Raw genomic sequence first — 24,878 nt, 5'->3', positions numbered from 1 at the left:
TGCTCGGCTTTATCCGACATGCGCGTGATCTAGGTTTTACCGTCGAAGCCATTCGAGACCTGATCGATCTTCAGGAGAACCCTGGCACAGATTGTACCAAGGCGGACGAACTTGCGCGGCACCATCTAGTTGAAACGCAAAAACGCATCGAGCAGCTTCGTGTGCTCGAAAGCGAACTTATGCGCATGATCGACGGCTGCGCCGGTGGCAAGGTCGGCTCCTGTGAAATCGTCACAAGCCTCTTCGACCACTCCAAGTGCTTATCGGATCACAAATCAAAGGCTCTCAAAGAGCAATAGTTGACTACTGCTCGTCGTCTTCCAAATTCTGCGACCCTTTCGTCCACGCGAGGAGTAACAACGCGACGCCTACAAATATAAAGACATCGGCCAAATTGAACGTGGGCCAGCGAAGCGCTCGCCATCCAAAGTCCAAATAGTCTGTGACGGCTCCATCTCCGAGCCTATCGATCGCGTTGGCCAATCCGCCCGCGGCAAACAGGACACCGGCGACATTAATGCACTTCGATTTCTGCTGCGCAGTCCAGATCAAGACCGCTACGACCAAGATCAAAGCCACGATTGCAAGCAGATAGGGCATCAGCCAGTGTCCGTTATCGAGCATCCCGAAGCTTACGCCTCGATTGTGGTTCAGCGTAAGCCTAAACCCGGGGAATATGGAAGTCGCGCCCTCCCAAACGGCCAGCTTACTTTCAAGCACCTGTTTTGTGATCAACTCCATACCGACCAAGACCGATATCGCCGTTAGTTGCGCGATGCTCACCGCTCGAGATATCTTCGAAAACCTACTGCTCAAAGCAGCTTGCTTCGCTAAGTACCGATCAACACGCACAAAGAAATTGGCCATAGCGTTCACCGGGACAAATGCTCAGACAGCCGCGGCATCTGCCGCCACAGACAGACAAATTGCATTAGATTGATCACACTTCATCAATCGCATGAACTAGCAAATCACGAACTTCGATGGCCAAACGCGTAAGGTCGTCATTCTCAGTCGCGAGCATCGACGCTACCGGGTCGATAGCGCTTACCTCGATGCCGTTTTCCACCTCCCGCAGGATTACGTTGCATGGCAGCATCGCTCCAATCCGAGGCTCAAGCTCTATGGCTCTATGCGCCATTGTGGGATTGCACGCTCCGAGAATGCGATACGCTTGAAGATCAACATCGATTTTCGCCTTCATCGTGGCTTTCACATCAATTTCCGTAAGGACACCAAAACCAGCTTCAGCGAGTGAACGTCGCGTGCGCTCCTCAATCTCAGCCATATTAGCATTTTCGAACAAACGATTGTGAGTGTAGGGCATAACTTTCCTCGTGCACTTGTGGCCACTATCCTAGCCTCAAAACTTCGGCTCTGGGCTTTTCTCAATTGGGCTGGGTCTCGACAGTAAAGTCTCTAGTGGCTGTAGCATCAAGATCTGTTTCAGCACCACTCGAGTATCCGCTCTAATCTATGGGCTATTGATGGCTTTTAGCGAGCTCGAGCACGCGAGACCAAAAGACTGGCCATTGATTAGTCAGGCGCGTTCGCGAGGGAAGGGGATGTCTGGTATGATCTGGCGAGCACAACAAGCCCACCGGTCGCCGACAAAACAGAGCCCACAACTACCGCAAGATTGACCGTCAGAACCGCGCCAGGTTGCTCAAATGCTAGCCCGGCCACAAACAGGCTCATCGTAAAGCCCACACCCGAAAGTAGGGCTGCACCATAGAGGTGCCCCCAGCTGACCTCTATTGGCCTAGCGCCAATCCTGAGGACAACGGCGAGGCCCACACCCAACATGACACCTACCTGTTTACCAACGAAAAGGCCAAGGATGATGCCGAGACCCAACGGGCCGAAGAATGTCTCGAAGTCGACGCCGCCCAGGTCGATTCCAGCGTTAAAGAATGCGAACAACGGAACGATTAGGAGAGCAACCCAGGGGCTGAGATCATGCTCAATTTTATGGAGGAACTCTCTGCCAGAGACGCGCATCGGGATGCACCACGCAATAATCACTCCGGCAAGCGTCGAATGAACGCCCGACTCCAATACTGAGACCCAAACGAATACGCCAACGAGGACGTAGGCTGTGAGACTTGCAACACGTAGTCGATTAAGCACAATGAGTGCCAACGTGCCCAACGCCGCCATCAGCAGCGATGGCAAACTCAGGCCCTCCGAATAGGCGAGCGCAATAATCACCAACGTGCCGAAATCATCGAATATCGCTAGCGCAGTTAGGAATACTTTCAGCGCGATAGGCACGCGTGACCCGAGCATCGCCAACAGCGCAAGAGCGAGCACGATATCGGTGGCAGCGGGCACGGCCCAACCGCGCACGTACTCCTCACTTCCGTTGTTGAACGCAAGAAAGATCGCAGCCGGAACCAGCATCCCCCCAAGAGCGGCGAACGCCGGCAGTGCGATCTGTTTTGGCGAGGACAGTTGGCCTTCGAACACCTCCCGCTTGATCTCCAATCCGATCAAAAAGAAGAAGACGATCATCAGGCCTTCGTTGATCCACAAAATTAGCGGCTTTGCGAGCTCAAACGAACCGATCGATATTGCAGCCGGAGCATGGTGGATGGCCTCATAGCTATCTGCAAATGGCGAGTTCACCCAGAAAAAGGCGACGAGCATCGACACCAATAGGACCAGTCCGGCTATTGCCGGAGACCGCAGCACGCGTTCAAGCCCAGTCTGGTTGGCCGGTGAACATTCCGTTGAATTTTTGGTCATACATCACCTTCGTTTCCAGACGGACCACGCCGCTGGGATGCGCACGCAGATCGAAACTCTGAAAACGTGGAAGCTGATGGATCAGCAACAAACCTGGCTCGTACCGGCGTGGCATCACGCACGGCGATGGTAAAGCTCGACGCATGCTCCAGCTCCGTCAAAATGCGCACAACGAGATCAGAGTTTTCAATTGAGAGTGTTAGAGGTGACGTTCGGCGCGCAATCGTGACCCAGCGCCGCTCACCTTGCGCGTCAATGAACATTTCAAAGTTCGAATGGAACGGGGAGAATACGGTTACATCTCGAAAATTGAATGATGTTGCTCCATCTCGACACCTAAACTCAAGAACTGGCCCCGGCCTGTCACCGACTTGGGTTGTTAACTGCAGGGTGGCCAGGGACTGAGCCTGTGGAGCTATCTGGAGTACCCAGTTTGATCCGGTGTACGTGACACGCCGAAGAAAAGCATATGGTTGCACCCAGTGGCGCCGCCACCATCGCAACCCTTCATCCTGGTAGGCATATTGCGGATCCGCGAGGCGGGAGCTTCCGATGTCATCATTACTTGGTGATGAACTCGCACACGCAGTTAGAACGAGCACGAGTGCGATGGGGAGGAAGAGTTGTTTCATCAATTCAGTCTCCTCGTTGAGGATTGACTTACGAATGCCGAGCAAACAGCCTCGGGCGCCCGTACAGGGGGGGGCAGTACGCCCGAGGCTGCCGGCGGATCTGGTGGTTGCGAGAACAGGGAGTTGCCCCACCAGATCCTGACCTGCCATCGATTAGGTTGGCAGGCGTTCGGGAGCACGACTTTGTGGATGCGGTGCGAACCATTTGTAGACGGCCGGCAACACCAACAGGGTCAGGACGGTCGATGTGACCAGACCGCCGATAACCACCGCTGCAAGAGGTCGCTGGACCTCTGACCCGATACCGGATGCAAACAACAGCGGCATCAAACCGAGCCCGGTGGTCGTTGCCGTCATCAAGACGGGTTGCGCACGGCGCACCGCAGCCTCGACACTGAAGGCGTCGACATCCAGCCGCTCTTTGGCAAACCGGTCGAGGAAGGACACCAAGACCATGCCATTACCCAGAGCGATGCCGAACAGCGCGATGAAGCCCACAGAAGCTGGGACGGACAGGTTTTGCCCGGTCAGCCACAGCGCCGCGATACCTCCAACGAGAGCGAGCGGAATGTTCGCGATGATGAGCACTGCGCTCTTCAAGCGACCAAAGCTGAAAAGCAGAAGCAAGAACACAACCCCAAGCGTGACCGGAATCACGATTGCAAAACGTGCATTTGCTTGTTGCTGCAGCTCGAACTGGCCACCCCATTCGACAAAATAGCCAGGCGGCAATTCGATATTCGCAGCTACGGCACTTTGCCCTTCTGCCACAAACGAACCGATGTCGCGTTCGCGGACATTGGTTTGGATAGTGATGTACCGCTGTCCGTTTTCACGCGTGATCTGACGAGGTCCCTCGATCCGCTCGACCGTCGCAACCTGGCTTAGTGGTATAATTTCATCCCCCGGACCATTTAGAACAATCCGGCTGATGCGCTCGGCATTCAGACGATCTTGCTCGCGATAGCGAACGATAATGTCAAACCGTCGAACACCCTCGAAGACCTGCCCAGCTTGCGATCCACCGATCGCCGTTCGGACGACTGACAGGACATCTTCAACATTCAATCCAAATCGACTTATCGCTTCACGGTTCACAGTTATCCGGAGCTGGGGTGCCCCGGTTACCTGGTCTGTTTGCACATCAGCTGATCCGGAAACGTCACGAATGACGCCTGCAATCTGAGCAGCGTAGTCTTCGAGGACAGTCATATCCTCTCCGAAAAGCTTGATCGCTAGATCAGCTTTTGTGCCCGTCAGCAATTCGTCGGTAGCCGACGCAATTGGCTGAGTGAAGTTGAAACGTGCCCCAGGGAACGATTCGAAGCTCTCACTCATCATCGCTAGCAAAGCAGCTTGCGTTTCCGCGGTCTCCCATTGGTCACGAGGTGTGAGCGCCACGAAAGCTTCAGCACTGTTAACCGGGTCTGCGTGCGCACCAACTTCTCCGCGACCGATACGCGTAACGATACGCTCAACTTCAGGGAAGTTGGAAAGCAATTGCTGTTCAAAGCGTGTCACAGTCTCCCGGGCTTCCGGCAATGAAATTGACGGAGCCATGGTAAGCCGTACCAGCAAATCACCTTCGTTCATGCGTGGCGTGAACTCAGAACCCAATCGTGGGAAGATCGCACCGCCAACGATGAGCATGGCCGCAGCAAGTACGAGCGCGGCCCATCGCTTGTGCACAAAGAAGCGCACTAAAGGTGCAAATCGCCGTTCATAGAAGTCGGGCTTATCCAAACCCGACGAACGTTCCCCGACCTTCAGACCGAGCATTGATGCCGCCGGCGCAAGAAGGACGGCGAAAACCAATGACCCAGCCATAGCGAAGACAACAGAAAACGCTAATGGTCGAAACATTTTGCCTTCGACCCCTTCAAGGGTCAGGATCGGAACGAACACAACGACCACGATCAAGATTGCGAAAATGAGCGGTTGCAGCACTTCCGCACAGGCACTCGCAATAAGCGCGCGCTTGTCCTCGCTCTCTTTTGCTGCGGTCAGGATACGATTCGCGTTTTCTACAATGACGACCGCCCCATCCACCATCATTCCGATGGCGATAGCGATACCGCCAAGCGACATCAGATTTGCTGAGACGCCAAAAAACTGCATCGCGAGTAGTGCAAAACCGACAGAAAACGGAATTGAAGCGACAACGATTAGGCTTGGACGCCATCCTCGTAGGAAAAGAAACAAGATCACCGCCACGAGAAGTGCGCCTTGCCACAAAGCTGTGGTCATCGTTCGCACAGCGGCGCCAACCAACTCTGACTGATCATAGTATGGAACAGCCGTCACACCGGGCGGGAGAGCTTCATTAATCCTCTCCATCCGATCGTGAACGCGCGCAATCACTTCATTCGTGTTTGCACCGAGCAGCTTCAGCACGAGGCCAGCAACAACTTCACCCTGCCCGTCCATGGTCGCCATGCCCTGTCGAGGAGCGCCACCGATATCGATGTTTGCGATATCGCGAACGCGAACTGGCACGCCATCTTCGACCTTCACAATGATATCGGAAAGATCGTGGATGCCTTGAGCTAAGCCAACGGCTCGAACGGTATATTGCTCACTGTTCTCAATTAGGAACTGAGCGCCGGCATTGGCATTGTTGGACTCAACAGCGGTAACAATATCTTCGATCGCTAGTTGATATCGGAGCAATGCATCCGGTCGAACATTAATTTGATATTGTTGTTCGAACCCACCAAGAGACAGAACTTCTGTCACACCGCGGACTGTCTGAAGGTCGAATTTGACCTGCCAGTCCTGCAAGGTACGCAGCTGAACGCCGTCGAGGTTTTCATCCGATGTTTGCAGGAAATAGAAGAGAATTTGTCCAAGACCTGTGGTGATCGGTCCCATTCCGGGATCACCAAAACCTTCGGGGATCTCTTCCCTAGCTTGTTGTAGACGTTCACCAACGAGTTGGCGCGCCCAATAGATATCAACGCCATCCTCAAAGTAGATGTTCACGACAGACAAACCGAAGTTTGATGTCGACCTCACTTCGCGGAGCCGAGGTAGTCCATTCATGGACGTTTCTACCGGGAACGTGACATACCGCTCGACTTCTTCCGGTGCGAGGCCTTCCGTTTCTGTGAACACCTGCACGAGTGTCGGCGTGACATCAGGAAATGCGTCTACTGGCATGGTCCTGAATGTGACGATTCCGCCAATCAGAACGAAAGCAAATGCGAGAGCTGCGAGAAGCCGCCCTCCGGCAATGCGGTGAAGCAAACCGGTTAAGCCACCGGCCTGTTGTGAAGGATTAGTGCGCGTGTCCATCGTCGAACTCCCCCTTCTGTAATTCTGCTTTCAATGAGAACGATTGTGTCGTCGCGATCATCTCGCCCAGGCTGACGCCTGACAGGATTTCTGCGTACCGATCTGATCGTCGTCCTAGTCGGACCTCACGCACCTCAAATCCGTCAGATGTACGAACAAAGACCACGGTCTCACCTTCAACAGTTTGCAGCGCTGTAACGGGCACTCGAACGGTCGGCTGAGCATCAGAAGCCGCAGCAAATACCGTCACGAACATGCCGGGCCGCAGTCGGTCGCCGGGATTATCGATCACAATTCGAGCGCGACCGGTTCGCGTACGTTCGCCGATTTGAGGGCTCACGAAGTCAATTGATGATTCAATTGGCTGACCGCCATCACCGGGGTCAATTGAGACCGGTGCACCTGCGCGAATTCGACCCAGGTCAGCGCCATAAACCGCTGCATCGACCCAAACAGAGTCAGTGTCCGCAACAATAAACGCGGGCGGTTGCGCACCTTCTTCCAGCACTTCCCCGAGCACCGCGTGACGCTCAATAATTGTGCCTGAGATCGGAGCGGCCAACTCGTATCGTGTGAGCGAGACATCTGACGACGCCACCATTCGAGGAAGAGTCGAAACATCAACGCCCAGCGCATCAAGCTGCTGCCCGGCGCTTCGAACCTCTATTCGAGCCTCTTCAAGTGCTCGTCGGGCGTCCAGGAAATCCTGTTCAGCTGAAATTTGGCGCTCCCATAAGCGCTCCTCTCGCTCGAAGGAGCTTTCGGCGAGATCCAGTCTGGCCCGTGCCGAAAGGTAAGACGCTTTCGCGTCGGCGAGCGGGCGACTGTTAAGCACCGCCAGGACATCGCCAGCCTCAACCCGATCACCTTCTGCTACCGCGACACTGCGGACGATGCCGGATACGCGGGGCGTTACGTGAGCCAAATGGTTTTGGTCAAAACCGACTTCAGCGGGCAACTCCAATATTCCGTCGACCGCACCGTTCGTCACCGCAGAAACAACGATACCGAGTTCAGATATTTGATTTGCGTTGAGGTGGACTTCAACGCTCTCGCTGTGCTCGTCCTCATCCGCATGATCATTTTCGTCAGCTCGATCGGCACCGTCTTCATGGTCGCTGCCTTCTTCATGACCATCATCATCTGAATGATCATCGCCATGGTCTTCGTCGCCAAGGTCCTCGGCGTCCGAGTGTTCCTCACCCTCAGCGTGGTCATCGTGCCCGCGGTCGGATGCCAGATCACTAGCCGCGCTGGCCTGCTCCCTGTTTTGGTTTTGTTCGCTCTGATTGTCAGGTGAACATGCCGCTAGAGCCAGAACGCTGGCCGTAATCAGCAGGAGATTTATTTTGTTATTGGTCATTGTACTGCCTCCTCTGGGTTGGTTTCGACCAGGCGATTGAGTTGCGGAGCACCCGCAAGGGCATCAAGCTCGATTGCCGCACGCGCCAACTCGGCGCGAGCAGAGATCAAGTCCACTCGAACGTCGAAATACGACCGCTGGATATCCAAGAAATTTAGGACATCGAGCGCGCCCTCCCGATACGCCTCTTGAGCGGCTCCAAGCGCGCTTTCCGAGGCAGGAAGGATGCTGTCGTTGAGTTGAGTGTAAGTCGATTGAGCACGTGCGAAACGACCTGCGGACGAAGCGTACTGGGCGATCAGTGATCGTCTCATGACCTCTTCGTTCAGTCGCGCCGCGTTTTCTCGCGAGGCAGCCGCAGCCACGCCGCCCTGATTGCGGTTCACGACTGGAATAGGGATTTCTAGCGTCGCGACAAAAGCCGTTTCGTCAGTACCACCAAACCGTCGCACACCTGCGCCTACGGTAACGTCGGGAATTGCTCCCGCGCGCTCTCGGCGGATTTCTTGGCCTCGCGCACGGGTTACTGCTCTAAGCTGAACGAGCTCCGGGTTGTTCGCGATCCAATCCGTAGGCTGAGCGTCGGAGTAGGCGGTAAGGTCAAAAGCCTGAAGCGGTGGCGTCAGCTCACCGTTGATCACGGCTCCGGACCATATCGCAACAAGTTGCGCATTGGCTGCTAACTGAGCTCCAGAGGCATCGTTTGCCGCAATCGTTGCCAACCCAACCAGCATTTCCGCACGGTTGCGCTCAATTGGCGAAGCTCGACCAGCCTCGACCCTTGCTTGGATCGCATCGGCCGAATTGTTGGCTATCTCCAACAACTCCATTCGCAATGACAGAGTTTCAGAGGCCGCCTGTGCTTCGACATACGCCTGCGCTGTGCTCGCCAAGAGACGAGTGCGCTGGAGTGCCAGATCTGACCTTGCGGCGAGAGCCCAGGCGCTTGCTGCCTCGCGAGCACGCCCGCGATCACCGCCCAGTGGGATCGTTTGATTGATTGACAGGGTCGTATCGGCATCGCCGAGGCCTCCCCGGTCGCCCCCAAACTCCTCTACTTCTGCTCCAAGAGTGGGGTTATCCCAAAGTCCGGCTTGAAGCGCCTCGGCTTCAGCAGCTCGTATTTCCTCGCGAGCTGCGCTGGTGATTGGATTGTTTTCCAGTGCGAGATTTAGTGCACCAGATAGGTTTAGTGAGTCTGACGAGGCAGTTTGGGCCTCAGCAGCGCTAATGGAGACTCCGGCTAGCACAATTGCTGCCACAGCGCTCCGCCCTAGCCAGTTTGGCCAGGCGACAAATTTTGAGTTCATTTAATACAGATTCCGATTTTTAGTTTCAGTTAGACAAAGTGGTCAGACTGAATTCTCAATCGGTGGTTGGAATGGCGGCTCAAGAGCCCGTGACGACATTCGGTCGCCCGTAAAATAGTATTTTTGATCGGAGGAACTAACCGCGACACCAATTACGAGCAAACGGCCGTCGACCATATGGTGACAAACGCCGCACCCATGGATCGCATGGTTCCCATGCTCTCTGTCGGGCGCTTCAGCTGGCTCTTCAACCATGGTGAGGTCGGAATGATGGTCGTGTTCAGGCGCAACACTAGCAACGCCCTCGCCACCCATGGCGAGGAACAGCATCAGCACCAAAAACAGTTTCACGGCTCCATTCATTCTTGGAGCCTATCGCAGATGAACAACAATAAAAAGAAAAATTTCAGCACCATCACTTCAAGTGTTATAAAATATCGTCACATTTGCAGTAAAACTAAATACAGAAACCGATTATATTAATATTACGTGACGCAGACAGAATGATGCATAATGTTCACATATTTTAACTCTTTCAACCGGGAACTTCCCGAAAGGACATAATTGGGCTTTTCGCCGCGCTCGCTTTTGGATCGTGAAGGCAATCGCCTTTACCTGACCCCGTTCGAACGTCGTCGTTTTCTCATTGTCGCTGGAGAGTATGCCGAGCCCTGGCGCACGCTTGCTGAGTTCCTCACATTTTCTGGATGCCGCATATCCGAAGCGCTTGCAGTTCGAGCATCTCACATTGATCTAGAATCCAATTTAGTAGCGGTCGAAACCCTCAAGCAGAGAACGAGAGGGATTTGGCGGCAAGTTCCCTTGGATAGCGGTTTCGTTTTGGCAGTGAACAAGCGCTTTAGGTTGCGGCCCCTTCAGCACCTTGGCGCCGGCGCAAGTTTGCTTTGGCCAATAGGTCGAACGTCCGCTTACAATCACATCAAAACAATCATGGCGGCGGCTGAGATCGTTGGGCCCCAAGCCACGCCCAAAGGGCTTCGTCATACCTTTGGGACCCACGCGATGCTCCAGGGCGTGCCTATCACCTTAGTGAAAAAATGGATGGGGCACGCTCGACTACAAACAACCGAAATCTACTTGGATGTAATTGGTCCTGAAGAACGAGACCTTGCCCGAAAGATGTGGGTTAGCACGCCGTATCAAGAATAATCCTGGAAGGCTGTCCGCTGAACAAAATGCATCATTCTGTTCAACCCCGAACTGCAGTTCGGAGTGCGAGGTGCGTCCATGGCCGAGGCTTCTTCCAACGATCTTTCCCCACAAGAGCTGATCGCAAAGTACCGCGGGTATTACTTTTTCCTTCAGATGCGAACGCTCGTTGTGGGCGCCACCCTGATCACCGCCGCGGCAGCATTTTTTCCGGAACGCCAAATTGTTGCAATGATCGCGGCAGCGGCAGTGTTTGATCTGTACCGATTTTTCAAGGGATCCTGGCTGCATCATCAAGAGACCGGCCGCTGGCGGGATTCAGCGATCGGGGATCTAAACCGGTATTTCTTAGCGTCATCGCCGCGCAGGTGGCTCGAGTACGCCCTAATTGCCCTACCAGCAAACGCTGCCTTCACATACCTCCTCCTCGGCGGATCGTCGGACGCGATACAGAATCTCGGAACTCACACACTAAATGTTCTTACAGAAGCCGTCGGCTTGGTCGCCGGAGAGGTGTCGGATCTAACTGCCGGGCTGGCTTCGCTTGTTGTTGATATCGGCTTCGTCGGCGCACTTGAATACATCGCGGCGCGGTGGCTTTTTTCGAAAAGAAAGTTGATTTTCAAAGAGAAGACTTGAAATTCCCACGCACAACACCAATAATATCCGTATACGGATGAAACAATTATAGGTGATGTATGACATATGGGTTTTTTGAAATTCTTTGGCGTTCCGGAAGGAATGACTGCTGCTGAAGCACGAGCACTACAAAAACTTGAGGCTCGAGGCGTGGCGCCTGAGACCGTTGCTTCTGCAGAGGTGAAGGCCGAAGCCACATTGGCTGACGACGATGGTGTCGAGGTTAGTGGCTAGTGACTGGTCATATAGGGACACGATACGGGGGATACTATGAACTCCCCGGCACAGACGATTTCGCATACGTCGATATGCGGCGACCGCAATGGTTTGAGCCCCACCCAAAACTAACCGGGCTTCGCCTTGCCATCTTCCGAATTGCGCGCCGCCTTTGCCAACGCCAGAGCATTTGGTTCAGCCCTTCCTGGTTTAGCAATTATTATCGCAAGCACGGCGTGCCGCCGCTTAAGCCGCATCAAACCTACATGCACTACGACAAGATTTTCTACACCGGCGAAGTGCCTGTTTTACTCCCACCATTGAATGAGTAACGCTTAAATGGCAGGTTCGACGTTCACACGGGAGCGTCGATTTTGACGGACAAACAAACCACGCGTAGAGATCTAGAAGAACTCGTCCGGGTCGCCCAGACACGCGAGAAGACGGCTCGCAATCACCTCAATGCAGCAATGGAAGCAAACCGCCAAAACCCTGCTCAGGGGAAGACCCCCGCAGCCAAGCAAACGGAAGAACGACTAACCCGCGAGTATCGCGCGGCTCAGCAGAAAACCAAATCTGAAGAACTCAATCTGCTGACCTTCGACCGCATCGCAGCGCGTAAGCGCCAAAAAGAGGTCCAGAAAGAACGCGAGCTCAAGGAGATCGGTAACACTCAACAACAAGAGACCAGAAAATCCGCACGCGGCTTTCGCAGGCGCGGCAAAAGCTTCGACCGCGAACGTTAGGCCTCAACCGCGCTTCCACGTGCTGTAAAGACCCTCCAGAAGCTCAAACTGATAGTGCGGTAGCTTCGTGGACAGTATCGGTCTCCGATTTCGAATGAAGACGAATTGAAGCTCCTCCGGTAGCGCTCGAACATCTGCCGCCGTCGCAATCTTCCATTTCGTGTAGCGATGGTTGATGCGATCAGCTTCGTGTTCCAGGTTCGTGACCCTCGATCTTGAGCTACTTGTACCACTCGAGTTGTTATCTGAGCGGTTCGTGCTGAAGCCGGATGAGTATTGGTTTGATGAATTGCTTCCTGACGAAGAGCCAGTGTTGGACGATTGGCCGGTTTGGTCGGTGATCGATCCCGCATTGTAGTACCCGCGGGCATAGTAATGCTGAAGGGTCTCGCTCGTTTCCCCCAAAAGCCGCTCGACGTAAGCCGCAGTATCCGGATCGTTGACGCCAAAGAATGACGTCGCCCCTGCATTGGCAGGGAAATTCTGCCAGGCTTCACCGTAAATCGATTTGAGTTGCCCAATGCTCTGTGCGAATGGCCATAGCTGAACACCATACCCGGCCAAATACGCAAGCCCATTGGCGATTGGCGTCATTTCACCGAGCGCCGGAAACTCGTCGAGAAGGAACAATACCGAGCATGGTGGCTTACGCCGCCATCCTGGCTCTTCCACCCAATCACCGACGCGTGTCAGCTCGACCGCAGCAAGTCCCGTCATCATCCGCAACACGCTTCGATACTCGTTGAGATACTCAGGGGGGATGATCACATAAATCGTCGTTGGAGCCGGATCCTCTTCGATCGGTCGGCACATCGACTTCTTGAGATCGGAGAAGCGAAAATCACTCCGGTCGGTCGCGCTCAGCAGCCGGTCAGATAACCAAATCTGCATCCCTGCTCGACAGGTCGAGAGAATGCTACTGGCCACCTTTTCGTGGTGACCCAAAAACGCCGTCGCGAGTGCGTGCAGAGGCCGATAATTGATGCTCTCCGCGTAGACCTGCATCGTCACGAACTCCCGTTCGATGCCGGTCATATCTTCCTCGTCGTCACCAACGTAAAGAACATCGACAACAGAACGCATCGTCCGCGCGTCAGACGCATAACCATTGCGACAAACCACATACATCAAGATGGACGTGAGGATATTGCGGGCCTCTAGATCCCAGTACTCATCTTTCGATTTCCCGGTCTTCGGAAGCAGCATTTCCGCGAGCAGCCGACAGTCCTCGAAAGTGTCTGGCGTCGGCCCACCATCGTCGGCAGTTCTGACGAAATCCAGTGGATTATACCGATCCGTTTGTTCTTCGAAGGGTGAGAACTTGATCACCTTGGCTCCGGGAAACATCTGTGCCCGGTGCTCGCCGGTAATGTCGTAGTTTTCACCCTTGATATCGATGACAAACGCGCTGCCGGCATAGAACAACAAGTTCGGAATAATCTGACTGACACCTTTGCCGGTTCGCGTTGGCGCGATCGTCAGCAGGTGGCCTGCGTCAGGAAATTCTAGAACTCCGGCATCTTGCGACGGCGCCCCGTCCTCACCCATCGACAATACGCCGAGAAACGGACGCTTACCCTGAGGGTAGTCATAGACCAGAGGCGAGGCCTCAGACCGCGCCTCACTTGCTCCAAGTAGCGCGTTGAATCGCTGCGTTTCACGCCAATCGGGTGTTCGGTGCCAGCGGGTTTGCCAATAATCCCGCCAGAGATCTGCGTATTGCTCGACGTTCGTCTTCGACTGGAATAGGGAGGCAGTCATTGTGCTGCCTCCGCCTCGCTCTGATCATCCAGGGCCTCTTCCGATCGCGAGTCTTCCTCGCGTAAACTCCAAAGAGCGGCAAACCGATTGGCATGTTGATGCGATGCCATGGCTTGCCGGTGCGCTTCCTCTTCGCGATTTTCGTCAAGCACGGCACCGCGAAGCCGGGCCGGCGAAAACGCCTCCCATTCGTCCTCGGGCCCAGACAGCGCCCGCAGAAGGCCAGTGAGTAGATCAGCCGGATAGTCTTCAAGAAACTTGCGGTCGAAACGATAATCTACAAAGCCATATCGGTAGAGCTTAAGACGTTTGGGTTCCGGTGTTTTTTTGGCTGTTGCGTTGGTGCGCGGAGCGTCACCAGTCTTTGAAATTACGACAGGGCGAACATCCCGCGGAAGCGATAGATACGCGCTAGCAATCGGATCGGCGAAATGAGGATCCATTTCCAGCTCTTTGGAGGCTGCTGCCCACAAACCGAACGGGTCATAGAGAACTGGGAATGACGGACGTAGCCGCTTTTTGATCTCACCTTCCAGCCAGGCAAAATCGCCAGATATCTTCGTACCGAAGTCATTGTCCAAGCTCCCGCTCCAAAGCGGCGTCTCGGCGTTCTCGTAGAGGAATAGTTTTGCGTTGAACTCTTCGAAGCGCGTCACTGGGTCACGAGGCTCAGGGAACACGTGCACGCCCTTTGTGGGCGGCTCCTTCCCGAGTTCGGCTTTTACCCGGGGAACATTGCCAGGCTCGGCGTTCGTCGGTGCGGGCTGTGCCGGCTTTGGTGGCACTGCCTCGGGCTCGCTCGGCATCATCTCGCCGAGTTTCTTCCAAGCCCGCTTCAACCAAAGAATAATTGGGTGATTTTTGGTTTTCGGATGAACAAAGAGCGTTATGGCTCCGCCTACAAACACAACAAAAAGTACCAGTTCCATGGAACGCCTCAACACGAAGGAATGGGTGAGGACGCCATCTAACCGAGATTAGCTCATATTATCTAGTTAAAATTGCGAATGTGACACTGCGCACTTAAGGAGTGTTTCGCCGCGCAATCGCTACCCAATCAACCCAGCCTAAGCGATTGGCATTTCGTTGGCCGTGCTTGGTCAAATAGAAATCTAGGTGGGCGCAGGTTTCTTGGGTGATAGCGGCAACGACTTCATCATGACGCCGCGAAACCTCTTTGTCCGCCAAGGTAACGACTACGCGCCAGTCCGGACGACTAGCGTTGGGCGTTTGCTGTTCAAGCCAGACAGACGTGCTGGTTGAATTGTAGTCCCGGCGGGACACGTAAATACGCGCATTCCTGTTAGCGCTGCGCGGATGCCAATAATTCAATCTAATCATACTGAAAGCATGGGGACTCAATCTCTAGGCTGCCATACCTATGAGGAGGTAGAGGCCTATTGGCCCCAGAAAATATGGACCTCCTCGAACCCTTCAGTGACGACTTCAATTTCTCCACCGAGCTGAAACGACCGGGCCATAGCCTCGTAGTCGATGTAATACGCGAGCTGTTCCGGAATCTCATACCATTGCTCCGCACATTCTTCGGCGAAGGCAGCGACTGAAATGTAGCATCCGGCATAGCGCTCAAGCATCGATCGGGCCTCTGAGAGATTGCCAAACGCGGCCTTGAGAGTGACTGCTGCCAAAGGCCCGTGCTCAGCAAGAAAAGTTGCGGTCTCGCACACATCAGCTAGGCCAGCATACTCGCTGATGAAGGCACCACCGAAATCCTCATAGTCGTGGATCGCATATTCCTCAGCGCCTGCGATAGGCGATGCGGTTAGCATGGAGTTCACTTGATCCTGCATCTCGCTCACGCCCTCGGTGGCGTCGATCCAGGCCCCATGCAGGTAGCCACTATTGTATGCCGCCAGGCAGGCAACATAGATACGTGGTTCAAAATTGGTCGTCATTGATCTGTCTCCTGTTTGAGACCGTGTTCATTCACGGCCCGTTGGAGAGCGAGCAGCCGACACCGGATGAGCGGCGCACCTCGTCAGAGGCGCTCCAATGGAGCGACGGTGCAGGGGATGTTTCTTGGATGGGCGGGGAAATGAGCGCAGCTCATGGCGAAGAAACCTCTCCGCAGGCGTTGCGCCTAGCTCAGCCGGGTCGGCAGGTTTCCAATTGTGAGGCCGGTGAAATCGGATTCACGGAGCGGATCTGCTTACGGCGACGGAACCAGATCTTATTGCTGTTTGGAATGAGATGGTGCTGCCGGAGAGCCCCGAACCCGCATGGCCTTGATGCTGGAGGATTCTCTTACCCGCTACGGCTACCGCCGCCACTCGCCAATCGGAAATGTATCCACTCGATAGCGGGGCAGATTGAACGTCTGACTTTGAGCATGCCTCAAAGCTATTCTCGACGTTACCTGGGAGTTCATAGGCAGAGCTTTCATCGCGCCAACGGCGCAGCTCTGGTGCGGAAAGGGTTCTCTTTCCGCCTGAATTTTCTGAGTGAAATGAAGATGGTGCGGGTGGTCGGACTCGAACCGACACGTCCTAGGGACACCAGATTTTGAGTCTGGCGCGTCTACCAGTTCCGCCACACCCGCACGAGTGGGACCGTGTTTACACTAGTTCCAAATGAAGGCAACAATATATGTTAGTGAGAATAAATTGCAATAATTAGTTTTCTTTGCTTCTGGTTTTCTTGATTTTTCTCACATTAACTGCCGCTGCATTAATACTGTTTGCGATATGGGCGGCGTAATACTTCTCAATCATCTCGACACTCGTTCGGCAATTCTTCGCAACTTGATAGATGTCCGCTCCTTCGGAAAGACGCATTGAGATGTAGGTATGGCGCAATGAGTAGGCGGTTCGGCGCTGCCCTTCGCGATCGAATTTGAGATCCTCTTCATCCAAGATCGAATTCAAAAGCTCATTATGACTCTTCGGGAACAACAGCTCCGTGGGTGCGCCGTTGTTTCGCTTTTGAAGCCTCTCAAATGGCCTGACCGCACCTGGCATACTTTTGCAGTACCCAACGCCTCGTTTACCGCGTACCGAAATAAGTAGAATTACCTCTTCAGTGTCTTGGTCTTCAACGATCTCGACGTCCCGATACTCCAGCCGCTTGATTTCATCTGGGCGAAGACCGGTATTGGCCATGAGCAATACGTAGTCGTGCAACTGCTCTGCCGACCAGCGGTGGTTCTTTCGCGTCGCGGCACCAATGCGCCGGCGCGTTGCCTCATATAGTCGCTTATATTCGTCGGGCGCGAACCACGCTCGTCGGGTAACTTTCTTGTTCGTCGCGTAGGGCTGGGACAAGTCGGGCAACCTATCGAGCCATCCATGGCGCACAGCCGTTTTGAGAACTTGGCGCAGCGCGACAATCTCTTGGTGGATTGTATTATGATGCGGCCGCTTCCCCGAATGCTCCTTCTTCTGATTGTGCCGTTTGACCGAGAATGATTGCCGATGGATTCGGTATTCTTGGATGAGCCCAGCGGTAACTTCAGAAAGCCCTCGGGTGCCGAAGTAGGGGATGATGTAGTTATCCAGCTTCCTCATCATTCCGGTTACGTACGTTTCGGCTCGCTGACCTTCCGTGATGACCAGATACTCACGCCTGAATTGCTCCGCAGCGTGTTTGAAGGATTTTTCGTTTTTAAGGAGACCGTCTCGCGCACGCCCCCTCAAGCCGAGATACCAATCCTCGGCGATTTCCTTCGCGAGCGACAGGCTCTCCTCGCCGGTACTTTTGCGCCGGTTCTGGCCCTTCAAATAAGCAGAACACTGCCAGAGCTTGCTGTTCTCGCGCTTATAGAGGTGAAGCTTCCCACCAAACAACGTGTGTTTATTTGTCATACAGCAACATTACCAGAAGTTGCGTAATTGAGCAAATTTATGTGTAACACATGCGTAAGGGTTTTGGGGAGATGCGGTTTGATAATTGTGTGCTTAACGCGTTGTTTTTATTATGTTTTTTGGATCCGCTATTTTGAATACAAAATCTTTTGAATCCGTCGCGTCTACCAATTCCGCCACAGGGGCCCTGTGTCCGCCGTCCGGGCCTGCTCATGCAGGCCGTGCGGGGCGGGGAAATTCGGAGGCGCAAGCTGCCCATCCGGCCTGCCCCTGTCAACAACCCATTCCGCTTGGCCCGCATGCAGGCTGCGGCTAGGTTCGCTGCCAATCCGGGACGGAAGACCATATGACCGACACGACTTCGCCACGCGGCCTGATCGGCACGCTCGAACTGATCGCCGACACGGCGCCCGACGACGGACTCAGCCTGGGTGAGTTCGTGGATGCGCTCGGCGAGCAGGCCTTCGGTGTGATCCTGTTTGCCATGGCCCTGCCGGTCTGCATTCCCTTCCTGTACGGCGTGCCGCAGGTGATGGCGCTGCCGATGATGGCGCTGTCGGCACAGATGGCGATGGGCCGGCCCGAGCCGTGGCTGCCCGCCAGCTTCAAGGCGCGCCGGATCGAAAAGAGCGGCCTCGTGCGGATGGCCCGCGGCGGACGGAAATGGTTCGGCTGGCTGGAGGCGCTGGCCCGGCCCCGCCTGACCGGATTGTCCGGACCCACCGCCGAACGCCTTGTCGGCGCGATTTTCGTGCTGTTCTGCGCCTCGATCCTGGTCCCCTTGCCGCTGACCAACTCGACCCCCGGTGTGGCGCTGGTGATCGGATCACTGGGCCTTCTCACCCGCGACGGTCTTCTGGTGCTGGCCGGGCTGGTCCTGGGCATTGCCTGGATCGCGCTGCTGATCACATTGTTTTCATTCTTCGGCGGCGCCGCAGCGGATGTATTGAAAGACTTCATCCGGTCACTGCTGTGATCGCAGGCAATCTGTGTGCGCATTGGTCGCGGTGCGCATGAGAGGTGATCCCGCAATGATGCATTTCATGAACCCGGTCCTGTCCCAATTCCCGCTGACACGCTGGCCGCTCCTGCTGGCCGGTGGTTCGCTCGCCCTGATGCTGGGCGCCTGGGGCTTCGAATATATCGGCGGCTATGAGCCGTGCGCCCTGTGTTACGACCAGCGCCACATCCATATGACCGTGATCGCACTCGGCCTGGTATCCGGCATCGCGCTCATCCTGCGTCCCTCGCTGGCCAAATTCGCACCCTGGATGATCTTCGTGATCGCCGCGGTCCTGATCTACTCGGCCGGCTTTGCCGGCTGGCATGCCGGCGTCGAGTACAAATGGTGGGACGGCCCCGAGACCTGCACCACCAGTGGCGGCATTCCCGAAGTTGATCTGTCGTGTATCCTCAATGGCACCGATTGCGGGCCGATCGTGCTGTGCGACGAGGCGGCCTGGACCCTGCTGGGTATTTCCATGGCCGGTTTCAACGCGATCATCTCCGCCGCCATGGCCGTTCTGGCCGTTCTGGTCGGCTATAAGGGTCTGAAATCATGACAGCCGGTCGCGACGCCGACACCTTCACCCCGCCCCTCCCCGGCAAGCGCCGCAATGCCCGCCGTGTCGAGGAAATGGTCCGGGTCGACCATGCCGGCGAATATGGTGCGGTGGCGATCTACCAGGGTCAGCGAGCGGTCTTCAAAGGCCTGCCCCACAAGGCCCGCATCGCGCGGCAGCTGGAGGAGATGGAGGCCGATGAACAGCACCATCTCGACACGTTCGACCGGCTGATCTTCGAGCGCAATACCCGCCCGACGGCCCTCGCCCCGATCTGGGATGTGGCCGGTCATGCACTCGGCGCCGCCACCGCCTTGATGGGCGAGAAGGCCGCCCATGCCTGCACCGAAGCCGTCGAGAGCGTGATCGAACAGCATTATGCCGGCCAGATCGAGGAGCTCCGCGCCATGGGCGAGGACGAGCTGGCCGACCTGTTCACGAAATTCCGCGAGGAAGAGCTCGAACACCGCGACCTCGCCATCGAGGAAGGCGCCAAACAGGCGCCGGGCTATGCCCTGCTGTCAAAGGCGATCGAAGCCGGCTGCCGGGTTGCGATCAAGGTGTCCGAGCGGATTTAGGCGCTCGCCTCACCGCCCGCCATCGTCACCAGTTTCGCCACCGTGTTCATATTGCGGGCGGTACCGGTCTTTGCCGCTGGCACGACCAGTTTCGACTGGCCCATCCCGTCACCATAATGGATGTAAATCTCGCGCTTGCCGGCTACGACCTGCTCGCCGGCCTGATGCTTCAGCGTGTCCGACAGATCATCCGGCGGAGCGGTGTCGAGGAAGAGCACAACGCAGCGATTGCCCGGCGCGTCCGGAAACGGATTGGCTGCGAACACGGCCTGCATCTCGTCCGGTGTCCGCATGATCACGCCGACCGGCTTGCCGGCATAGTCCTGCAGGGCCGCCTCCAGCGCCTCACCGGCCTGCGCCGTGGTCAGATTGCTCTCGAACACGAGATTGCCGGAGGCGATATAGGTGCGCGGATTTTCAAACCCGATCCGCACCGCCATCGATTTGAGTTCAGCCATGGGAAGCTTGCCGGTGCCACCAACATTGACGGCGCGCAGCAGGGCGATGTGGGTGGTCATGGCGTTCCCGGACAATCAGCGTTCCAGCTCGATATCCCAGTAGAGATAGTCCAGCCAGCTTTCGTGCAGGAATTTCGGTGGGAATTTGCGGCCCTGGGCCTGCAGCTCATGCATGGACGGCCGTTGCGGCGGGCGCGGCAGCGGCATGCTGGCCTCGCGCGGCGAACGGCCACCCTTTTTCAGATTGCAGGGACCACAGGCGGCGACAATGTTTTCCCAGCTGGTCTTGCCCCCCGCCCGACGCGGAATGACATGGTCGAAGGTCAGCTGGTCGACACCATGCTTGCCGCAATAGACACATTTGAAGCCGTCGCGGAGCCAGACATTGTATCGCGTGAAGGCCGGTGTGCGGTCCTGGGTGACATAGTCGCGCAGGGCGATGACGGAGGGCACATGCATCTCGAAACTGGGCGAATGCACGACCTCGTCATAATGCGAGACCACGGCGACCCGTTCCAGGAAGACATTCTTGATCGCCTCCTGCCAGGACCAGGTCGACAAGGGCCAATAGCTCAAAGGCTGATAGTCCGCATTCAGGACCAGACAGGGCCATCCCTGCGGCGCCCGATCAAGCACCTGCATGGCGACCTCCCTCGCTGCGACCGGTCCCTACCGGTCGGTCGGGACAGATCGGGAGGGGGTGGGTATCCCGGACGAACGTCCTGAAAGCACACCTCCCGTCGCACGCAAGAGGCGGATTCGTTTCTACGAATCATTTCGCTTCCCGCGCTTGAACGGAAGTTACTCCTGTTCGCGTGTCAGTCCTATGACGGCGTCGCGAATCCTCGATGACGGTCTATCAGTGTGGCTCAGCGGTAACGCCCGGCCAGCGCATTGCCGATGAAACGCTTGCCGATGTCCAGCCCGTCTTCACCGATCGAATGCGGCAGGCCCTGGGAGATATGCCATTGCGCGCCATGACCGGCGGCGGCCAGGTTTTCCAGCGCATCAAACATGAAGCCCAGCGGCAGGACCTGGTCCTGATCGCCATGCACCAGCATGATCGGCGGTTTGGAGCGCACCTCTTCCTTCAGGCGTTCACCACCCGGCAAGGCCCCGGAAAACCCCATAATGCCGGCAATCGGCCGCTCACGCCGCAGGCCGGTCGCGAGCGACAACATGGTGCCTTGCGAGAAGCCGCACAGCACCAGATCGCTTTCGGTCAGGCCGTAGCGGGTGAGTTCCTGGTCGATAAAGGCATCGACAATGGGCCAGGCGGTCGCCGCACCGGCCTCGATGCGCTGCGGATCGAGATTGGAGATCGGGAACCATTGATAGCCGTCCGGCGCGCCCGGCACCGGGTCCGGCGCATTCGGCGACACCCATTGCACATGCGGCAAATCCCGCGCCCAGTGCTGCCCCAGCCCGATCAGATCCTTCCCGTTCGAGCCATAGCCATGCAGGAAGATCACCAGTTTTTTCGGCGTCGATCCGTCGCGCGGCGCGAGGCGCGGTCCGTCAATGGGTCGGGTCATGATGGGCTCCGTATTCGCAGCCAACTGGATAGAGGGATGCGGGGGATGGGGGCAAGGGGGAGCAGGCCGCGCGCAACATCCTGCAAATCCGTTTTGTCATCCCGGACGCATGCCCCGCAAAAGCGGGGCGGAGATCCGGGACCTATACACTCGATGTCTGCCGCGCTGGCGCGAATGGGTCCCGGATCTGCAACCTGCTTTCGCAGGTTTCCGTCCGGGATGACAAATCGCCCTGACTCTGCCTCACTCCCACCATGAGCTTCACCACCCGTTTCGCCCCGTCTCCCACCGGGCATTTGCACATCGGCCATGCCTATTCCGCCTGGACGGCGTTTCGCGCGGCGTGTGAGGCGGAGGGGCGGTTCGTTTTGCGGATGGAGGATATCGATACCGTCCGCTGCAAGCGGGAATTCGAGCAGGTGATCCTGGACGATCTGATCTGGCTGGGGCTGGATTGGGAAGAGCCGGTGCGACGGCAGTCGGAGCATTTCTCCGAGTATGACGCAGTGCTTGAGCGCCTGCGCGGGCTGGGCGTCGTCTATCGCTGTTTCAAGACACGGCGGGAAATCATGGAGGATATTGCCCGGGCGCCGCACGAGGTCGGCGAGGTCTATCGTGGGCCGCTCAAACCGATGAGTGCGGACGAAGAGGCGGCGCGCATTGACGCGGGCGAGGCCTTCGCCTGGCGGCTGTCGCAGAGCCATTGCCGTGATGTTCTGGGCGCGCGCTTCGGCGAGATGCGTTTCATTGAGGACGACAAGGGCGAACAAACCGCCGACCCGGTGCCGCTGGGCGATGTCGTCCTGGCGCGCAAGGATGTCGGGACCAGCTATCATATCGCCGTGGTGCATGATGACGCGCTGCAGGGCATCAGCCATGTCATCCGCGGCGAGGATTTGCGCGCCATGACACCGCTGCATGTATTGCTTCAGACCCTGCTCGGCCTGCCGACCCCGGTCTACCGCCATCACCGCCTGCTGCTGGACGAGACCGGCGAGCGTTTTGCCAAACGCAACAGGTCCGCGACACTGAAATCCCTGCGCGAAAGCGGCGTTTCTCCGGACCAGGTGCGGGCGCGGTTCAGCGATTAGGGCGCCCGCCTCGCCAACTCCTCCCGCTCGAGAACGCGGGTCAGAGCGCCGTCCCGCCAGACATATTCCCGCACCGATACCCGGCTGCCGGCGCTGCCCGCGAACACGCCCTGGCGGACCACAAAGCGGGCCTCCTGATAATCGGTGCGGGTGGAGATCTCATTGCCCGACATCAACCAGATGACCTGATAATCGGCGCCGTCCGACATCAGGGCCGGAAAGGCACAGATCGACCCGCCACAGAAATAGGCGACCGCGGACCCCAGTTCGCTGCGGCATTGCAGGTCCTGCGTGGCAATGGCGAAGTCGGGCTGGCGGTCATCATTGATGTATCCAACCACACGCGGCGCCGCTTCGATCGCTGCGTTGCTGCAGGCGAGATCGCCGTCACTCATCGTGCGCAGATGCGTCTGGAACGCGGCCAGTGCGGCCGCCGGCAGGCCCGCTTCGTCGGGCAGGGGCGCGGGATCGCGCGAACAGCCAACCACGGCCAGTACAGCGGCAAGGCTGAGTACCGGGACCGGGCGGAACAAAATTGCCAGTCGTCTTGTGCGCATGCGCGTCATCCTCGAACGCGCCCCCTCTGCGACCCTCAGACTAGCCCTGCCGTCACCGCCTTCACAAGGCCATATGCCGCACTTGTGATGCCGCCCGCCCGCTAGGCAGGCGGGCCGCAACGCGCTATGTGGCGATCATGTTTGTCAAAGACCTGTGGTATTTCGGCGCCCTCGCCAGCGAGCTCAAGCCGGGCCAGCATCTCCATCGCGAGTTGCTGGGCCAGCCGATCCTGTTCGGCCGCGACCATGACGGCAAAGCCTATGCCCTCAAGGATATCTGCCCGCATCGCGGCATTCTCCTGTCCGGCGGCGAAGCACAGAACCATGATGGCGAGACCCAGGTCGAATGCCCCTATCATGGCTGGCGCTTCCGCACGGACGGGTCGTGCGCCGCCATCCCCTCGCTGACCGCCGACCAGGCCGAGGCGATGGACCTGACCAAGATCCGCGTCCGCCGCTTTCCGGTGCATGAGGACCAGGGCCTGATCTGGATCTGGTATGCCGACGAGGCGAGCCTCGACGAACCGCCCTCGATCGACCCGCCCAAGCTGGACATTCCCGACGGCCACAAGCCGAAACTCGTTGTCCATGACGTCTTCAACTGCCATGTCGACCATGCGGTGATCGGCCTGATGGACCCGGCCCACATCCCCTATATCCACCGCCAATGGTGGTGGCGCTCGGCCAAGTCGGTGCACGAGAAGACCAAGAAATTCGGACCCGTCGAGCGCGGCTTCTCCATGCTGCCGCACGTGCCGTCGAAGAATTCCTATCTCTATTCCCTGATGGGCGAGCCGCAGACCGAGATCCGCTTCCAGCTGCCCGGCCTGCGCACCGAATATGTGAAGGCCGGCGGCAAGCATTTCACCGGTTTCACCGCCGTCACGCCAACCAATGAAAACTCGACCGCGATCACCATCGTCGTCTACTGGGATCACTGGCTGCCATCGATCGTGCCCAACCCGGTGATCCGCAAGGGCATCGAGACCTTTGTCGGCCAGGACCGCGATGCGGTTAACGCCCAGCAGGTCGGCCTCGCCTATGATCCCAAGCTGATGCTGATCCATGACAGCGACGTGCAGGCGAAATGGTATTTCGCCCTCAAGCGCGCCTGGGACAAGCATCGCGAGACCGGCGAACCCTTCAAGAACCCTGTACGCGCAGCGGAACTGCGCTGGAGAAGCTGATGGATACCTTCCTCACAGGCCTGCTCTACATCGCCATGCTGGCCGTCCTGGTCACGCTCGGCTTCGGCGTTTTCAACATGTACCGCTCGGACGACAAGGCACGCTCGCGCTCGAACAAGCTGATGCGCCTGCGCGTGGTGCTGCAATTCGCTGCCGTGCTGATCATCATCGCGATCTTCCTGGTGAAGGAAAATCTCGGCGGTTGAGGGT

The 24,878-nt window shown here is 56.9% G+C and carries 27 protein-coding genes and 1 tRNA gene; 11 read left to right on the top strand and 17 right to left on the bottom strand.

The genetic code is table 11. The annotated features are described in order from the left end of the window. On the top strand, nucleotides 1-299 hold a 299-nt coding region (locus tag C7435_RS16090), incomplete at its 5' end, for a MerR family DNA-binding protein (RefSeq protein ID WP_170150521.1). Nucleotides 300-303: 4 nt separating this feature from the next. Here the strand turns inward: C7435_RS16090 and lspA are convergent. The 8 genes from lspA to C7435_RS17045 form a co-directional block, all read right to left on the bottom strand. Next, complete coding sequence (lspA, locus tag C7435_RS16085; RefSeq protein WP_075191295.1) at nucleotides 304-867, bottom strand: signal peptidase II; 564 nt, start codon at nucleotides 865-867, stop codon at nucleotides 304-306. A gap of 73 nt (nucleotides 868-940) precedes the next feature. After that, the gene (locus C7435_RS16080; protein ID WP_011644272.1) at nucleotides 941-1,327 is read right to left on the bottom strand and encodes a DUF302 domain-containing protein; all 387 of its coding nucleotides are present in this window, start codon (nucleotides 1,325-1,327) and stop codon (nucleotides 941-943) included. A 209-nt stretch (nucleotides 1,328-1,536) separates the two neighbouring features. Continuing rightward, on the bottom strand, nucleotides 1,537-2,748 hold the full coding sequence (nhaA, locus tag C7435_RS16075) for a Na+/H+ antiporter NhaA (RefSeq protein WP_011644273.1): 1,212 nt from the start codon (nucleotides 2,746-2,748) through the stop codon (nucleotides 1,537-1,539). Then, a complete protein-coding gene (locus C7435_RS17050; protein ID WP_143743089.1) occupies nucleotides 2,745-3,380 on the bottom strand; it encodes a hypothetical protein in 636 nt (211 codons plus the stop codon). The genes nhaA and C7435_RS17050 overlap by 4 nt, the downstream gene beginning before the upstream one ends. Nucleotides 3,381-3,533: 153 nt before the next feature. Continuing rightward, entirely contained in the window at nucleotides 3,534-6,674 is a 3,141-nt protein-coding gene (locus C7435_RS16070) for an efflux RND transporter permease subunit (protein WP_075191294.1), read from the bottom strand. Further along, entirely contained in the window at nucleotides 6,658-8,037 is a 1,380-nt protein-coding gene (locus C7435_RS16065) for an efflux RND transporter periplasmic adaptor subunit (RefSeq protein ID WP_075191293.1), read from the bottom strand. Before C7435_RS16065 ends, C7435_RS16070 begins: the two co-directional genes overlap by 17 nt. After that, nucleotides 8,034-9,347 (bottom strand): TolC family protein, encoded by a 1,314-nt coding sequence (locus tag C7435_RS16060; RefSeq protein WP_011644276.1) that lies wholly within the window; start codon nucleotides 9,345-9,347, stop codon nucleotides 8,034-8,036. The genes C7435_RS16065 and C7435_RS16060 overlap by 4 nt, the downstream gene beginning before the upstream one ends. Before the next feature lie 42 nt (nucleotides 9,348-9,389). After that, complete coding sequence (locus C7435_RS17045; protein WP_143743088.1) at nucleotides 9,390-9,698, bottom strand: hypothetical protein; 309 nt, start codon at nucleotides 9,696-9,698, stop codon at nucleotides 9,390-9,392. Between the two features lie 213 nt (nucleotides 9,699-9,911). Here C7435_RS17045 and C7435_RS17410 point away from each other — a divergent pair, with 213 nt between their 5' ends. From C7435_RS17410 to C7435_RS17040, 4 genes are all read left to right on the top strand, one after another. Further along, nucleotides 9,912-10,517, top strand: a complete 606-nt coding sequence (locus C7435_RS17410; protein ID WP_011644277.1) for a tyrosine-type recombinase/integrase — start codon at nucleotides 9,912-9,914, stop codon at nucleotides 10,515-10,517. A 78-nt stretch (nucleotides 10,518-10,595) separates the two neighbouring features. After that, the gene (locus tag C7435_RS16045; RefSeq protein ID WP_041636976.1) at nucleotides 10,596-11,156 is read left to right on the top strand and encodes a hypothetical protein; all 561 of its coding nucleotides are present in this window, start codon (nucleotides 10,596-10,598) and stop codon (nucleotides 11,154-11,156) included. 66 nt (nucleotides 11,157-11,222) lie between these two features. Further along, a complete protein-coding gene (locus C7435_RS17220; protein ID WP_170150520.1) occupies nucleotides 11,223-11,390 on the top strand; it encodes a hypothetical protein in 168 nt (55 codons plus the stop codon). 356 nt (nucleotides 11,391-11,746) lie between these two features. Next, nucleotides 11,747-12,118, top strand: coding sequence for a hypothetical protein (locus C7435_RS17040; protein WP_147422736.1), 372 nt, complete (start codon nucleotides 11,747-11,749; stop codon nucleotides 12,116-12,118). A gap of 3 nt (nucleotides 12,119-12,121) precedes the next feature. On the opposite strand, the gene C7435_RS16040 is transcribed toward C7435_RS17040, so the two are convergent. The 5 genes from C7435_RS16040 to C7435_RS16020 form a co-directional block, all read right to left on the bottom strand. Continuing rightward, nucleotides 12,122-13,879, bottom strand: a complete 1,758-nt coding sequence (locus tag C7435_RS16040) for a type IV secretory system conjugative DNA transfer family protein (RefSeq protein ID WP_121212464.1) — start codon at nucleotides 13,877-13,879, stop codon at nucleotides 12,122-12,124. Further along, a complete protein-coding gene (locus tag C7435_RS16035) occupies nucleotides 13,876-14,808 on the bottom strand; it encodes a hypothetical protein (RefSeq protein WP_121212463.1) in 933 nt (310 codons plus the stop codon). The genes C7435_RS16040 and C7435_RS16035 overlap by 4 nt, the downstream gene beginning before the upstream one ends. Nucleotides 14,809-15,276: 468 nt before the next feature. Then, the gene (locus C7435_RS16030; protein WP_121212462.1) at nucleotides 15,277-15,795 is read right to left on the bottom strand and encodes an antirestriction protein ArdA; all 519 of its coding nucleotides are present in this window, start codon (nucleotides 15,793-15,795) and stop codon (nucleotides 15,277-15,279) included. 558 nt (nucleotides 15,796-16,353) lie between these two features. Next, a tRNA-Leu gene (locus C7435_RS16025) sits at nucleotides 16,354-16,439 on the bottom strand. Nucleotides 16,440-16,512: 73 nt separating this feature from the next. After that, a complete protein-coding gene (locus C7435_RS16020; protein ID WP_121212461.1) occupies nucleotides 16,513-17,700 on the bottom strand; it encodes a tyrosine-type recombinase/integrase in 1,188 nt (395 codons plus the stop codon). 346 nt (nucleotides 17,701-18,046) lie between these two features. Here C7435_RS16020 and C7435_RS16015 point away from each other — a divergent pair, with 346 nt between their 5' ends. From C7435_RS16015 to C7435_RS16005, 3 genes are read left to right on the top strand one after another with little or no spacing between them, the layout of a single operon-like run. Continuing rightward, on the top strand, nucleotides 18,047-18,676 hold the full coding sequence (locus tag C7435_RS16015; protein ID WP_121212460.1) for an exopolysaccharide biosynthesis protein: 630 nt from the start codon (nucleotides 18,047-18,049) through the stop codon (nucleotides 18,674-18,676). A gap of 55 nt (nucleotides 18,677-18,731) precedes the next feature. Then, nucleotides 18,732-19,262, top strand: a complete 531-nt coding sequence (locus C7435_RS16010) for a disulfide bond formation protein B (protein ID WP_170150519.1) — start codon at nucleotides 18,732-18,734, stop codon at nucleotides 19,260-19,262. Next, nucleotides 19,259-19,840 carry a demethoxyubiquinone hydroxylase family protein gene (locus tag C7435_RS16005; RefSeq protein WP_075191286.1) on the top strand — a complete coding sequence of 194 codons (582 nt, stop codon included), beginning with the start codon at nucleotides 19,259-19,261 and terminating at the stop codon, nucleotides 19,838-19,840. The genes C7435_RS16010 and C7435_RS16005 overlap by 4 nt, the downstream gene beginning before the upstream one ends. Here the strand turns inward: C7435_RS16005 and C7435_RS16000 are convergent. The 3 genes from C7435_RS16000 to C7435_RS15990 all read right to left on the bottom strand — a co-directional run bounded on the left by C7435_RS16000 (nucleotide 19,837) and on the right by C7435_RS15990 (nucleotide 21,833). Beyond that, complete coding sequence (locus C7435_RS16000) at nucleotides 19,837-20,358, bottom strand: DUF1697 domain-containing protein (protein WP_121212458.1); 522 nt, start codon at nucleotides 20,356-20,358, stop codon at nucleotides 19,837-19,839. The two genes, C7435_RS16005 and C7435_RS16000, sit on opposite strands and share 4 nt — an antisense overlap. A gap of 15 nt (nucleotides 20,359-20,373) precedes the next feature. After that, nucleotides 20,374-20,940, bottom strand: coding sequence for an HNH endonuclease (locus C7435_RS15995; protein WP_075191284.1), 567 nt, complete (start codon nucleotides 20,938-20,940; stop codon nucleotides 20,374-20,376). Nucleotides 20,941-21,167: 227 nt separating this feature from the next. Next, the gene (locus tag C7435_RS15990; RefSeq protein ID WP_121212457.1) at nucleotides 21,168-21,833 is read right to left on the bottom strand and encodes an alpha/beta hydrolase; all 666 of its coding nucleotides are present in this window, start codon (nucleotides 21,831-21,833) and stop codon (nucleotides 21,168-21,170) included. A 254-nt stretch (nucleotides 21,834-22,087) separates the two neighbouring features. Here C7435_RS15990 and gluQRS point away from each other — a divergent pair, with 254 nt between their 5' ends. Next, complete coding sequence (gluQRS, locus tag C7435_RS15985; protein WP_121212456.1) at nucleotides 22,088-22,924, top strand: tRNA glutamyl-Q(34) synthetase GluQRS; 837 nt, start codon at nucleotides 22,088-22,090, stop codon at nucleotides 22,922-22,924. Here gluQRS and C7435_RS15980 read toward each other — a convergent pair. Further along, nucleotides 22,921-23,481, bottom strand: a complete 561-nt coding sequence (locus tag C7435_RS15980; protein ID WP_143743087.1) for a hypothetical protein — start codon at nucleotides 23,479-23,481, stop codon at nucleotides 22,921-22,923. The genes gluQRS and C7435_RS15980 overlap by 4 nt on opposite strands. Before the next feature lie 137 nt (nucleotides 23,482-23,618). Between C7435_RS15980 and C7435_RS15975 the strand changes: the two genes are divergently transcribed. Beyond that, a complete protein-coding gene (locus C7435_RS15975) occupies nucleotides 23,619-24,668 on the top strand; it encodes a Rieske 2Fe-2S domain-containing protein (protein ID WP_121212455.1) in 1,050 nt (349 codons plus the stop codon). Further along, nucleotides 24,668-24,874, top strand: coding sequence for a twin transmembrane helix small protein (locus tag C7435_RS15970; RefSeq protein WP_121212454.1), 207 nt, complete (start codon nucleotides 24,668-24,670; stop codon nucleotides 24,872-24,874). The genes C7435_RS15975 and C7435_RS15970 overlap by 1 nt, the downstream gene beginning before the upstream one ends. The last annotated feature ends 4 nt before the right edge of the window (nucleotides 24,875-24,878 follow it).

Origin of the sequence: Maricaulis maris, assembly GCF_003634045.1 — a bacterium.
GTDB classification, from domain to species: domain Bacteria; phylum Pseudomonadota; class Alphaproteobacteria; order Caulobacterales; family Maricaulaceae; genus Maricaulis; species Maricaulis maris.
Note: the sequence above shows the minus strand (reverse complement) of the source record. Positions and strands in the feature narration are given on the sequence as shown.